Origin of the sequence: Algoriphagus sp. PAP.12, from assembly GCF_026652115.1 — a bacterium.
Taxonomy (GTDB): Bacteria; Bacteroidota; Bacteroidia; order Cytophagales; family Cyclobacteriaceae; genus Algoriphagus.
The window spans coordinates 59,582-73,336 of record NZ_JAPPSQ010000020.1 but is presented as its reverse complement, the minus strand read 5'-3'; the positions used below and the strand labels follow the sequence as shown (position 1 = coordinate 73,336).

Annotated in this window: 12 protein-coding genes; 3 read left to right on the top strand and 9 right to left on the bottom strand. The window is 40.4% G+C overall.

Annotated features, from left to right (window positions below):
* Positions 1 to 14 precede the first annotated feature (14 nt).
* Positions 15 to 1,208, bottom strand: coding sequence for a hypothetical protein (locus O0V13_RS18645; protein ID WP_268036505.1), 1,194 nt, complete (start codon positions 1,206 to 1,208; stop codon positions 15 to 17).
* 287 nt (positions 1,209 to 1,495) lie between these two features.
* Here O0V13_RS18645 and lysM point away from each other — a divergent pair, with 287 nt between their 5' ends.
* Together lysM and O0V13_RS18635 are read left to right on the top strand one after the other, a co-directional pair.
* Positions 1,496 to 1,990, top strand: a complete 495-nt coding sequence (lysM, locus tag O0V13_RS18640) for a peptidoglycan-binding protein LysM (protein ID WP_268036504.1) — start codon at positions 1,496 to 1,498, stop codon at positions 1,988 to 1,990.
* A gap of 95 nt (positions 1,991 to 2,085) precedes the next feature.
* Positions 2,086 to 2,517: a DM13 domain-containing protein gene (locus O0V13_RS18635; RefSeq protein ID WP_268036503.1), complete on the top strand. Its 432-nt coding sequence runs from the start codon at positions 2,086 to 2,088 to the stop codon at positions 2,515 to 2,517.
* Between the two features lie 15 nt (positions 2,518 to 2,532).
* On the opposite strand, the gene O0V13_RS18630 is transcribed toward O0V13_RS18635, so the two are convergent.
* From O0V13_RS18630 to O0V13_RS18605, 6 genes are all read right to left on the bottom strand, one after another.
* Complete coding sequence (locus tag O0V13_RS18630; protein WP_268036502.1) at positions 2,533 to 2,817, bottom strand: GNAT family N-acetyltransferase; 285 nt, start codon at positions 2,815 to 2,817, stop codon at positions 2,533 to 2,535.
* An 8-nt stretch (positions 2,818 to 2,825) separates the two neighbouring features.
* Positions 2,826 to 3,026, bottom strand: coding sequence for a (4Fe-4S)-binding protein (locus O0V13_RS18625; protein ID WP_073573320.1), 201 nt, complete (start codon positions 3,024 to 3,026; stop codon positions 2,826 to 2,828).
* Positions 3,027 to 3,182: 156 nt separating this feature from the next.
* Positions 3,183 to 3,548: a hypothetical protein gene (locus tag O0V13_RS18620; RefSeq protein ID WP_268036501.1), complete on the bottom strand. Its 366-nt coding sequence runs from the start codon at positions 3,546 to 3,548 to the stop codon at positions 3,183 to 3,185.
* Positions 3,549 to 3,695: 147 nt separating this feature from the next.
* A complete protein-coding gene (locus O0V13_RS18615) occupies positions 3,696 to 5,054 on the bottom strand; it encodes a D-arabinono-1,4-lactone oxidase (RefSeq protein WP_268036500.1) in 1,359 nt (452 codons plus the stop codon).
* 124 nt (positions 5,055 to 5,178) lie between these two features.
* A complete protein-coding gene (locus tag O0V13_RS18610) occupies positions 5,179 to 6,660 on the bottom strand; it encodes an FMN-binding glutamate synthase family protein (RefSeq protein ID WP_268036499.1) in 1,482 nt (493 codons plus the stop codon).
* On the bottom strand, positions 6,657 to 8,396 hold the full coding sequence (locus O0V13_RS18605; protein WP_268036498.1) for a thiamine pyrophosphate-dependent enzyme: 1,740 nt from the start codon (positions 8,394 to 8,396) through the stop codon (positions 6,657 to 6,659). The genes O0V13_RS18610 and O0V13_RS18605 overlap by 4 nt, the downstream gene beginning before the upstream one ends.
* A gap of 369 nt (positions 8,397 to 8,765) precedes the next feature.
* On the opposite strand from O0V13_RS18605, the gene O0V13_RS18600 reads away from it, so the two are divergent.
* Positions 8,766 to 10,229 carry an alkaline phosphatase D family protein gene (locus O0V13_RS18600; protein ID WP_268036497.1) on the top strand — a complete coding sequence of 488 codons (1,464 nt, stop codon included), beginning with the start codon at positions 8,766 to 8,768 and terminating at the stop codon, positions 10,227 to 10,229.
* Between the two features lie 117 nt (positions 10,230 to 10,346).
* Here O0V13_RS18600 and O0V13_RS18595 read toward each other — a convergent pair whose 3' ends face one another.
* Positions 10,347 to 11,447, bottom strand: a complete 1,101-nt coding sequence (locus O0V13_RS18595) for a hypothetical protein (protein WP_268036496.1) — start codon at positions 11,445 to 11,447, stop codon at positions 10,347 to 10,349.
* A gap of 578 nt (positions 11,448 to 12,025) precedes the next feature.
* Positions 12,026 to 13,687 carry a serine hydrolase domain-containing protein gene (locus O0V13_RS18590; protein WP_268036495.1) on the bottom strand — a complete coding sequence of 554 codons (1,662 nt, stop codon included), beginning with the start codon at positions 13,685 to 13,687 and terminating at the stop codon, positions 12,026 to 12,028.
* Between the last annotated feature and the right edge of the window lie 68 nt (positions 13,688 to 13,755).

Genomic DNA, 13,755 nt, shown 5'->3' with positions numbered 1-13,755 from the left:
ATATGTTTTTATTTTCAAGGTGCGACCAATTCTGGTAGTGCCGCATCAAAAAGATCGGCAAATTCCTGGGACCCCATAATATGTCCTTGTTTTTTTGCTGAATTAGCTAACTCATATCCCCACTCTGCTGCTGCCATTCTCTGAAGGGGAGTCCCATGATGACCTGGGTTTGCAAATCCACAATCTCCAATGCTAAAGAATACTTCCAAAAATTGCTGAACCCTCTTCCATTGCATGGTTGCTCCTTTAGCATGTGATAAATAATAAGCAGAATAGGCATCCGCCATCAATTCTGTTCTTCGAGTTGCTTCAGGAATATCTTCATCTTCTAAACCTTCCTCAAATAGACCTAATTGAAACTGAATATGGTGCCCAAATTCATGGGCTAAGATAGCTTGAGGTGCTACATCTCCAAAACCTAAGGCTTCATAACCTTCCAAAATACCATCACCCATAATGATTTTACTAGGGACAATCCCCACAGGTGGGAAGAAAAATGCACTTTGGGCAAATGCATTCAGTGTGAAGATTGGATGTTCTCCATTTCGATATGCTGGCACTTCTTCTAAAGCTTGTAAAATCAAATCAGCCCAATTTTCTGCTGTAGGCAGATCATCATTAAAAAGAATTTGGTCAATACGGATTAATTTGTCTCGATCTTGAAGCATATTTCCATGCATGGCTGCCAATACAATCCCTTCTGAATCTATAGTCCAAAATCTTTTGAGGTCTTTAAAGGTTTTTACCATTGATTGAGTGTACTCCCCATTTTTTCCAAAGTATTGGCCTTCAGAACTGTTTTCAAAAAACAAAGCATCATAGGTCGGAAAATCTAGCATACCTGAATAGGATGCGAAAAAGATGTCAAAAAATTCCCAGTCTTCAAGCTCTCCACTAATCCATGCATCAAACTCTGTAGGTTCGCAATCAGACGGTTCAACAGCCATCGCCTGGCGCACGATTTCTCTATAATAGGTGTCGGTTTGTTGGCCGATTTCTTGTTGGCGCCCATTAGGATCAGATGATCTTAATTCAGGGTTAATTCTAGATTCATATCCATCCGGAAGGTCAAATTTGTCCATTTTCGATCGCTGGACATCAGGTTGGTCTAAAGTTTGGATTTGCTCCATTTCACAAGCTGTAAAAAGCAATACAGCAAGAAGAGTTAGCCCCCATGAAGGCCTTAGGTAGGTTTTAAAATTTTTCATTTGATAATTGATTTGATAAAAGAATAATTGATTAAAAAAGGTCTATCTAGATAGTCGCTCAATCATTTTTGCAATGATTGAAAAAGTCATTGATCAAAATAAGAAAATTTGGGGAGAAAAAAACCTTAAGCGATTGTAATTGTTTGTAAATGAGAAGTAATCATGATTTAAACTATCGATTAGGTTATTTTTTTAATTTTTTAATATTGAATTCGTATAGTTGGTTAGTTAAAGCTGTATCTTAAACCAATTCAATAAATTCTAGTACCATTTAACAGATTTCGATTATGGGATTGATTTCATTTATTAAAGACGCCGGAGCCAAGATTTTTGGTGGAAAAACAACCGCAGAGAAAGCTGCTGATGCGGCTAAAGCTGCAGCAGAAGCAGAATTGAAAAGAGAGGAAGCTGCTGCTAAAGTTTTAGAGCAAACTATTGCAGACCTTGGTCTTAAAGTAACAGGCTTGAGAATCGTCATAGATGATGATAAAGCAACTGTGACAGGAGCTGCGTATGATCAGGCCACCAAAGAAAAAATAGTGTTGGTCGCTGGTAATTCTCAGGGGATAGCCACGGTAGATGATCAGATGACCGTAGAAAATCCTGAGCCAGAAGCGACTTACCATACTGTCGTTAGTGGAGATACCCTAAGCAAGATTGCTAAAACTGTCTATGGAGATGCGATGAAATATCCGGTCATATTTGAAGCAAATAAGCCGATGTTGAAAAGTCCTGATTTAATCTATCCAGGCCAGGTTCTAAGGATTCCTCCTTTGGGATAATCAAAAAAATAGTGATGGGAGCCACTTCGAAAGATGTGGCTTTTTTTAATTCCTCTCTGGAATTTGTAAATTATGATAAATAGGCCTGTTCGAAAATGAAGAAGATAAGATACTTACTCCCCATTTTTTGCTTAGCGATTTGTGTTACCTGCATGGATAGCTCAGATCCCGATCCGCAACCACAGGTCCCAGATGACCCAATTGGACAGGGAGGGGGCATGACGATGGTTTACATGGGTGATTTTATGGATGCGGCTCATCCTACTTCTGGAAAAGCCAGTGCCGATCCCAAAACTAGCGTTCTAAAGTTTACAGATTTCAAAACAGACAACGGCCCACTTTTGGAAGTCTATTTGGCAACAGATACCAAAGCCTCTGAATTTGTTTCTTTAGGAAAATTAAAAGGCTTACAAGGCGACTTTTCCTATGATATGCCTGAAGAAATTGACTTGGAAAAATATCAGTATGTTTTGATTTGGTGTGTGGAGTTTTCTGTCAACTTCGGACATGCTAAGATTGAGAAGTAAATACCAGTGGAATCCCTAAAACCTCACATCAGCAATACTTTTATTTTTGTCAAATTCAGCCTTGGCAAAAGGACAGAGAGGAAGGATTTTGACGCCTTTTTCCCTAGCTAAATCGACGGCTTTCATGACCAGCATTTTTCCATAACCTTTTCCGTTAAATCCATCTTCGATCCCTGTATGGTCAATGATAAATTTGTTGGTTCCGGCCCAGGTATAGGTCATTTCTCCGGCAAACTTTCCATCTTCGTAGAGAACAAATCGGCCTTTTCGGCCATTCTCCTCTTGCTCGATTTTAATCATTCCTACAACTATTTTTTGATGCTCAATGCACCCGATGGGCATTTGGAAACTTGGTTGATCAATTCTTCACTAGATGCATTTTCAGGCTTTACCCAAGGTTTATCTTTTGGGTTGTATACTTTGGGAAGAGTTTTGACACAAACTCCTGAGTGGATACATTTTTCAGGTTGCCACAAAATGGTGACTTCCCCATTCGAATATTCTTTCATGGTAGAGTTGTTTAGATTCTCAAATTTAACTAGCTCAACCTTGCTAGGCATTGATGTATGATAAGATAGTTTTTTTGCCTAAAAGATTTTCCTTCGATAGGTTTATTGGCTTATAGATTGTCTAACCTAGGCGAAAATGGCTTGATCAGCCAAACCCTATTCTGATTCCTTTTTCAACTCAAAAGGCTGCGGTCTTCTCATATAGGCTGCAAAGATAGTCGCCATCACTATCAAAATAGTGACCTCATAAGGTTTCCCTCTTTGCATATGGATAAAAACCACCAAAGTCATATAAGATGACAAAATCAAAGTACCGATATGAAGGGTCTTATTGTAGAGAAACAAAGCATTAGCAATTAATAAAACTACTCCTGTAGCAATAATGGTGGCACTATTGCTTACGATTTTTCCAGCTTGATTGGAGTTGAAAATCTTGTCCAAAGCATTTGGAATAAAAAACAGAGAAATAACCAAGGAGGGGAGCCAGCTTAATATAATGGCGATTATTTTGTTTGCCTTCATAGGATAGTTTTGGGTTTAGATTATATGAAAAATCAACTTACGTAGACACAATCCATGTCAAGGGAAAATGCTTAGAGCTCAGGGTATATAAAAGGAAAGCAGCCTTATTTAAAGACCGCTTTTCTATTATTAACCAACATTCTTATTTCAATAAATATTTCGCTTCAAATAGTCATTGGTAAACTTCCCCTGAGGGTCATATTGCTTAGCCAAAGCCACAAATTCATTGAACTTCGGATAGCGCTCCATCAATTTTTCTCTAGAAATAGTAAATAATTTCCCCCAATGCGGAACTCCATTGAAAGGGGCAACTGCAGCTTCGATTTTAGGCAAAATAGCCATCACTTCTGGGGTCATTTGCTTCCAGGTAAAATGAATAGCTACCGAATCCTGCTGATAGCAAGGACTCATCCAGAATTCATCCCCGCAAATAGTTCTGATTTCCGTAATCATCAAAAGAGGATAAATCTCATCCTTCAACTTTTCTATTTCCATAATGGCCTCTACGGCATTTTCTCTAGGAACAAAAAACTCCGCCTGAAGCTCCTCCCCGGCACTAGGCAGAAAACCCATTTTGAAATGAGGCAAGCGATCGTACCATGGTCCGGGAACTCCTAATTGCTCGGTACAGTTTTGGGCGTCGAGTTCGAATATCGGATGGACATTGATCTCCGCGGCTTTGGCACCATGGAATTCAGGGCCTAGGTCTTTGACTTCCTCGTCTGTTCTTCTTTTTACCCAGACCTCACTCACATTGTCATTCATCCAGTTGGTGAAAAGGCTGACACTATAGCCACTGGACATGATCTCGTTGAAGTTATTTCTGACAGATTCCAGAGGAAGATCCAAAAACACATCTTGGCGGACATCGAAGGCAGGTTGAAGGGCCAGGGTCATTTTGGTGATAATTCCAAAAGCTCCCAAGCCAACCACCACGGCATTGAAATCAGGATGAGATCGATCCATCGAAACGATCTCTCCATCAGGTTTGACCAGCTCCAAAGCCATTACACCTGTAGCCAGATTGCCATTCTTTACTCCTGATCCGTGAGTAGCAGTGGCGCAGGCACCGGCAACGGTGATATGGGGAAGAGAAGCCAGGTTGTGCAAGGCAAACCCTTTTTCATACAATTCCTTGGAAAAATCTCCATATCGGGCTCCCGCCTCAACAGTGATCGTCATTTTCTCGGTATCAATAGCGATGACTTTATTGAGGTGCTGGGTGGATATTTGGGCTACAGGATCATCAGCTATATCATTGAAGCAATGCTTGGAGCCCAATGCCTTGGAACTTTCCATTTTCTTAATCATACCCTGAAGTTCTTCAACACTTTTTGGTTCTAGGAGTTCTTTGGCTTTGTAAGTATAGTTCCCCGCCCAATTTTTTCGATTGTTTTGACTGAGAAGTCCGGTTTCTTTTTTCTCTTTGGTGCAAGAAAACTGAGGTGCAATCATCAATCCTGAAAAGGCGATGGCCGAGGTTTTAAGGAAGGCTTTTCGGTTCATGGTCAATGGTTTTTAGGCTTATGAATATCTCCTAACAATATGTGTTGAATTGTAATTTGTTGAATATGTGGGTTTAAGCTACGAAATTGATGGCTATTTTCTGATTTTGAAGATCTTTATGTCTTCATGCAGATTCATCATAGCTTATCCAGGATTCACCACTTTTTTTGTAAATCATAGATCTGTTTAATTGATCAACTGAGTCACAGCCAGAGGCAGCCAATAGTTCTAGAAAGTCTTCTAAGATGTTTTCATGATAATTTTTCACTCTTTGCCATTTTTCAGAAACAACCAGACCTCTTACAAACCGAGGATCGTTGGTAGCTACTCCGGTAGGACACTCATTAGTATTGCATTTTAAAGCCTGAATGCAACCCAGAGCCAGCATCATTCCTCTGGCAGAATTACAAATATCCGCACCGATACAAAGGGCTTTGAATACATCAAATGAGGTGAAGATTTTGGTGGCAGTGATTACCTTTATTTCATCTTTTAATCCAAATTTCTTCAGTGTATCTATGGCGAAAATCAATGCGCTCTCCCAAGGCATACCTACATAATTTGAAAAATCAATTGGTGCGGCTCCGGTACCACCTTCGGCCCCGTCAATGGTAATGAAATCTGGTTTTATTCCTGTTTCTCCCATCTTTTTGCAGATCTCGATGAACTCTTCCCGGTTTCCAATGGATAACTTGAAGCCTACCGGTTTTCCATTTGAGAGGAACCTCAACTGTTCTACAAAATCCAATAGTCCTTTGGCGTCTTGGAATGTAGAATGTCCTGGAGGTGAAAGCACATCTGTATGAGGTTTGACTCCTCTGATTTCGGCGATTTCCTCATCATTTTTGGCTGCTGGCAAAACGCCTCCATGTCCTGGTTTTGCACCTTGCGAAATTTTTATTTCAATCATTTTTACTTGATCCCAATTAGCCTTTTCTTGGAATTTTTCAGGGTCAAAGCCTCCATTTTCGGATCGACATCCAAAATATCCTGTTCCGATCTCCCAGACCAAGTCACCTCCATTCATATGGTATTTGGAAATTCCCCCTTCACCGGTGTCATGAAAAAATCCTCCTTCCTTAGCTGCCAGATTCAAGGCTTTAATGGCATTTTTGCTTAAAGCTCCAAAACTCATAGCCGAGATATTGAATAAGCTAGCCTCATAAGGCTGGGTACAGCTTGCTCCCCCAATTTTTACTCGAGGAGGTGATTCAAGTTTTTTTGCAGGATAGATGCTATGATGCATCCACTTATAGTTTCTTTCATTCACATCCAGCTCAGTGCCAAAAGGATGGGTTTTGTTTTGATTTTTGGCTCTGGAATAGATGTAACTGCGATGGTTTCTGTCAATGGGCTTTCCATCAGTATCTGACTCTACAACATACTGATGGAGCTCAGGTGAAATCATTTCCAGCAGATAACGCATGTGTCCCAAAACAGGGAAATTCCTTAGGATAGTGTGTTTTTTTTGGTAGAAATCTCGGATCCCAATCAAAAGGATCAAGACGATTATTGTAATAAGTCCAATCAGAGGCCAAGTGATCAGGCCTATAAAAAGGACTATTATGACAAATGCAATAAAGGTAAATCTGATAGACTCTTTCATAGAAGTTCCCTTAAGTATTTAATATCACTTTTCGCTGTGTCTATGATGTTGGCGGCTTGGCCATTCAGCATCATTTTAGACATCGATTCGGCAAAACCTTTGATTTGATCAAAATTGATAGACGGTGGCATTGCTAGTGCATTGGGATCAGTGAAAACAGTGATAACGGCAGGTCCTTCGTGCTTAAATCCGCCCTCGATAGCTGCTTTTACCTCTTTGGGTTCTTTTGCCTCCCAAGCAGCGATATTCATGGATTCTGCCAGTTTGGTGAAGTCAGGATTGACCATGTCTGTTTGCCAATCAGGGTAGCCGGCGACTCTCATTTCAAGTTTCACCATACCCAAGGCCCTGTTGTTGAAAATTATGATTTTGACAGGGATTTGGTACTGACTGATGGTCATGAGATCTCCTAAAAGCATGGAGATTCCTCCGTCTCCACAAAAAGCAATAATCTGCCTGTCAGGATGGGAAAGCCCAGCCCCAATAGCCATAGGCATTGCATTTGCCATGGAGCCATGATTGAATGACCCAGTGAGATATCTGTTTTTTCCAGCTTTCAGGTAGCGAGCTGCCCAGACTGCACTCATACCGGTGTCCACTGTGAAAATAGCATCGTCTGTGGCCAGTTGATTTACCAAATGGGCCACATACTCTGGGTGAATGTGGTTTTCGCTGCCTTTGCTCTCCACATATTTTTGATAATCCTCTTCAAGTTTGAGATAAATCGATCTCATCTTTTGGAGGTATGAATTTTCTTCTTTTTTCTCCACTAATCCGATCAACTCTTCCAGTGTGTTTTTTATGTCTCCACAATACCCGAAATCAACTTTGGCTCTTTTTCCCAACTTTTCTGGCTTGTTGTCAATCTGGACGATGGTGCATTTCTCTGGTAAAAATTCACTGTAAGGAAAATTGGTGCCCAACATAATCAGCAAGTCGGCATTGTGCATCGCCTCAAATCCCGATTTATTTCCCAAAAGGCCATTGAGTCCAACTGAATAGGGATTGTCTGGTCTATCAAAAAATATTTTGCCACGAAAGCTATAGCCTAAAGGAGACTGGATCTTTTCTGACAATTGCATGACTTCAGATACCGAATTTTGACATCCGTGCCCACAGAAAAGCATGACTTTTTTTGATTTATTGATGATTTTGGCCAATTCAAGAAGATCATCTTTGCCTGGGATAACCCGAGGATTACTATAAAAATTGCGACCTGCGGAAAAAACAGGTTTTACTTCCGCTGCCGCAACATCACCTGGTAGACCCAAAACCGCAACCCCTTTCTTGCTGATGGCTTGTTGAATGGCAGATTGCATACCATTAATGGCCTGTTCTGGAGTATTGGCCATGAAGACATATTTAGAGCAATCCTGAAATAAGTATTCAGGTCGGGTTTCTTGGAAGTTGTCCAGTCCCAGTTTTTCTGTGAATACAGTGGATGCAATGGCAATCACCGGGTTTTCGGATCTATTGGCATCATAGAGACCATTGACCAAATGCACATGACCAGGTCCACTGCTTCCCATACAGCAACCAATTCCATTTAGTTCGGCTTCCATAGAGGCCGCATAAGCTCCGGCTTCCTCATGACGGACATGAATCCATCGGATTTTACCATTTCTCCTAATGGCATCATTGATGGGATTTAAGCTGTCACCAGTTACTGCGTAGACTCTTTTGACTCCAGCAGAAACCAACATTTCTACTAGTTGATCTGAAACATTTTTTGACATAATTGATTTTGGAGGCTTCCGTTTAGATGGGTGGCTGCGCTATGTTTAAAATGACTTAGACCAAATAGAACAGCACAAAAATATTTTGTAGGTGTCGAGAGATTAATATAGTTCATTAATAACGCCGTTCCAATCGTATTTCAATGAAGTTTTGTTTGTCCTTATGAAATCAGTTGAGACAAAATTTTGTTGGGAAGTGTCTGGTTCAGAGTCGTATACTAAAATGGTGCAAGCTTGAATAAGTCTTTTTTTGCAGCTATAAAATGCTTCAGGATGGATGTTATTCAGGAAGCTTATTCAAATTGGATGAATTTATTCTTCGAGGATTCTTCTTTATCTTAAGAGAGTAAGGATCTCAATTCAACCACCATGCAAACCAGAAGAAGCTTTTTTAAAAATATAGGATGGGGAATCTTTTCCTTCTCTATTTTCTCTCAAACCTCATTTTCGGCTTTTGCCAAAAAACTAGGAATTGGCAAAAAAGAACCTTCTGTATTCTTTACCACTGGATTCAAGCTGATGGAAGTGACGGATCACTCGGTTTTGGTTTGGACACGAGTATGTAAGCAGGCGGAACCCAATCCAATTAAGCATCAGCGTAAGGAGACGGTCTTTCGGCATCCAATCGACTTTGATGAATTTATGCCTGTCAGTCAAATGGATGGAGGTGTAGAAGCAGGTTCGGGCTATGTGCAAGTTCAGATTCAAGGAGGAGGCAAAGAATGGACTTCGGATTGGCTGGAGGCCAAAGCTGAGGATGATTTCACAGTCAAGGCTGTTTTTGATGATTTGCCTTCCGCAACCACTTTTCGAGTTATTCTCAAGGCCAAATCAAAATTTGAAAGTAGAGAAATTCAGAAAACGGGAGGAGAATTTACCACTGCTCCCAATCCAGATCAGATTGTTCCGGTTCTCTTCACGACCTCTACCTGCCAATACTTTTGGTCTTTTGATGATGAGAAACGAGGATTCCAGTCCTATGACAGTATGGGGGCGATAAAGCCGGATTTTTTTATCCAGACGGGAGATTACATCTATTATGATAAGCCGGGTCCTATGGCAAAGAATCTGGAGCAAGCCCGTCATAAATGGCATGCAATGGATGCTTGGCCAAGCTTGAAAGACCTTTTTCGACAAACGCCTCTTTACATGATGAAGGATGATCATGATTTGTTGAGAGACGATGCGCATCCTGCTTCTGAAAATTATGGAGATTTGACTTTTGCAGATGGGATAAAGCTTTGGTATCAGAATGTGCCTTTGGAAAAAGAGCCTTATCGAACGATCAGATGGGGAAAGGATCTTCAAGTTTGGATGGTGGAAGGGCGAGAGTTCCGAACTCCCAATCCAAAGCCTGATGGTCCGGATAAAAGCATTTGGGGAAAAGAGCAAATGGATTGGTTCAAGGAATCTGTGGAAGCCTCGGATGCTAGTTTTAAAATCTTGGTTTCAGCCACTCCAATCGTCGGGCCGGACCGGGAAAATAAAAAAGACAATCATGCAAACTCTGTTTACCATGAAGAAGGGGAAAAGCTTAGAAAATATCTGTCACAAATTCCCAATCTTTTTGTAGTCAATGGAGACCGTCACTGGCAGTATGTTTCCAAGGATTTGGAGACGGGCTTGATGGAGTTCTGCTCGGGGCCCATCAGTGATTATCATTCCCAAGGGTGGGATGCCGATGATTATCGTCCCGAACATCAGTTTTTAAGATTGAAGGGAGGTTTTCTAAGTGTGAAAGTTGAGCGGATTTCCGGCCAAGCTCAAATTTTCTTTGCTCATCGTGATGTGAAGGGAGAGGTAGTGCATGAAGAGGGTTTCAAGAAAATATAGCTAAGGTAGAATCCACGAATACGATTTTATTGAAAAAACGGAAAATGAAATCATTACCTTCTCAAGGTGTTTATTAACTATTTGGGTCTAAATATCCGACTAATGGATAAAGAATGCTTAGTCTCTCACATCAGCCATTCTTGATTGCTTATTTCCATCTGGGAAGAATGGTAGCATTCTCATATTAGAATCTCCGGCCATTTTCTGAAATTGTAAATGAGTGATTTTAATTTCTATATTTCCATAATTAGGGTCTTTATATGTTACCAGTTTGCTACTTGGGTCATAATCATCTAATAAGATTGCATGATTTGTATTCCGCATCTCTAGATCATTTCTTCCAGTAAAGTCAACAATATTATTTTGCATGTCCTCCATAGTTAGATTGAAACGTTTTTTTATAGAGACATAATTTGGGAAGGTTTGAGAGGATAAAGATAAGTGGACATCATTCTCATCTTGATTTCCATCAATCATCTGAGCTCCGGTATTTAGGAGCAATTCAGGAGCATCTCCAGATTTAACAATATCTGCCAATTTTCTTGCTCTTTTCTTTGCTTTGAGATATTCCTCAATTACAAAATCGACATTCACACGTTCAGTTAGATTGTCAAAATTAATATGAGATACCGATGCGTCAGAATGTAAAGTTTGACGAGCATATCTTTCAACTATCTTTTTCTGAATATTTTCATTTGCACGTCTTCCTCCTTCACCTACTTTCCAATTATGAAGTTTGGCGACCATTTCTGTACAGCCTTCAACAATTAGTTCCAGTGCAGCTGCTCTTTTTGACATTTCATTGCCTTCTATAGCTTCTTTCTTTTTTTTCTTTTCGGCTTTTTCGCTGGTAGGATATGCGGCCATTGCCATAGATAAATATTTTGTGCCTATCCCTTTTGATTTTGCAATTGCTTCTAATACATAAAGCCAACAGGAGGGGCCTTGTTGAATTTTCAAGTCTGTAACCCTTTGAATAACTGATGGGGCTTGGCTTTTGAGTTGAAGATGGTCCTGGTTAACTATTGATTTGAATTGCGCTGCATGTTTAATCTTTGGGCCTCTATCTGCAATAGCTTTCAGTTTCTGTTGAGCTACAGTTTCAGTTCTATTGTCTACAATTGAATATCCTGCTATTGTATTTGTAGGCTTTCGGTTTGATTTATTAGCTTCAAATTTGCCTTTATTGTTTTGCAATTTGTGAGTATGTGTTTTCATATTTCCTACATAGTAATCTTGATAAATTTCTCGTGGATTATTATCAAAGTGCCTATAGCATTTTGATTGGAAAATCATATTTCTCTGGAAACAATTTCACCATATTTGAAGTGTTTTGATATTTGTAGTTTACTTATATATCAATACAGGCTATCAAAAAAATCATTTTTCACTAAAAAATTGTGAGTAAGTTTATTTTGAAATTTCACATAATAGGTTAGGTGTTTAGTGTTAAATTTAATATTTAATATTGACATTTTTACCTAATGCAGGTTTTAATTTGGAAGGGGGTGTGTCTCTGGTAGCGCAAGTCTCCCGACTTGTGCTATCAATAATGCAGTCAGGGACTGCAATTTTCTAAGTCCAAGTCTGGAGTATGAACTATTTGGGAGGTGGTGAATAAAAAAGTTTTTTTACAGATTTAGAATGCTGCAAAATTGCTCAACTCACAAAAATATTTTCATTCTTAATTTTATTGTTCTTTTGGCCGCGAAATAATCGGGACAAGCTATGCCCCAAAAGAACGAAAACCCCGATGGCTACCGGGGCTGTGGTGGTATAAATGAAATTGATTGATACTACAAAACCTTCTTAAACCAAGCATTCCTTACCCTTCCATTGGTGATCAAAATGCCGGTAACCTTGCCTTTGGAGTCTCTCACAAACTGAACCACATTCGTGGGATAATCGGCGGTGATCACATCCTTGAATAAGACTTTGGCTGGGATAAAACCATGCCTCACTTGGTAAAGTTCGATTTTGTCATCTTTGACGGAAATGGTATAGGTGGTTTCTACTTCTGAACTGTAATATTCTCCCACATAATCCTTCAAATCCTCTTCCTTGAATTCTGGGTTTTCTACCTCATCAAAAATGCTCGGGCCAGATCCATCGACGGAAACCAATAGTTGATCTTTCTTAGCAGCAGTCTCAAATTTCACTTCCACATCTGCAGGGACATTTAGAAGTTTAAAAGTATTGGAACTGATAGGAACGAGCGCTCTTTCTCTCCCCGTTCCAGAATATCTCAACGTGTCGTTTTTCAACTGGACTTTCTGCATGGACTTGGCCTTGTCATCCCAATAGGTGCCTTCAAATTTGGCTAGTGCCTCATTGTTCAAAGAAATGCTTTTGATAGCTGGCTTTGGGGCTGCTTCAGTATTGCTTTTGCCTAAGATGATCTCTGCAATTTGATTGGAATGCCCACCTGGGTTTCCTGCGGAAAAGTTGGTGAGAGCCACGATGCTTAGCTCCTCCTCAGGGTAGGTGGCAACGTAAGCGCGGAATCCACCAATCGAACCTCCATGCTGGATTCTTTTTCTTCCCAAATGCTCATCCACGATCACTCCAAAGGCATAATTATTCTCCGATCCATCTGTCAACAGATCGACTGTTTGCATCTTTTGGAAAGAGCTTTCCCAGCCCTTCTGAGGATGGCTAAAATTGGATAACCAGGTCAAAAGGTCTGCCGTGGTGGAATGCATATTCCCCGAACCCACATAGCCCCAGTATTCTACCGCTCTTTCAAAATTATCCGATCCATAATAGGATGTCGCATTATTCGGCACAACCCGGCTATAAAGGTCTTCCACATAGGTTTGAGACATATTCAACTCAGAAAAGATATTTTTATGCATCCATTCTTTGAAAACCTCCCCAGTGACATTTTCAATGATATTCACCATCAGCATATAGCCGGTATTGCAATAGAGGTATTCAGATCCCGGTGAGAAGTTGAGGTCTTCCTGATTGAGGATGATTCGGTTAAGGTCAGCATTGGTGCGGGAGTCATCATCTCTCCAGCCGGCCAAGCCAAAAAGGGTATGCAAACTCCTCAGCCCACTGGTATGATGAAGCATGTGTCGGATAGTGATTTTTTCTCCAAAGTCCGGCAATTCTGGGATGAATTTGCGAATATCATCATCAAAGGAAAGCTTGCCTTCCTCTTCCAAGCGAACGATCCCCATGGCTGTAAACTGCTTGGAAACGGAACCTGTATTGAAGATGGTCCCGGTGGAATTAGGAACCAAATATTCCAAGGAGGCCAATCCATAGGCCTGAGAAAAAATCGTTTTCCCATCTTTCATCACTGCGATGGCTCCTCCCGGATGATTTGGAGTGTTCCACTCGGTAAAAAGACTGTCTATTTTCTGGTTCCAAGCCGCATCTGATTGTGCAAAAGACTCTAGAGAAAAGAGTAGCAGAACCGCTAAAACAAAGAGAGGATTATATTTTTTCATGGGGTGATTTTCAATTCAGCGTTAGGAATCTGAATTTAAGGAATACAATCGTGAAATAAAGTGGAATA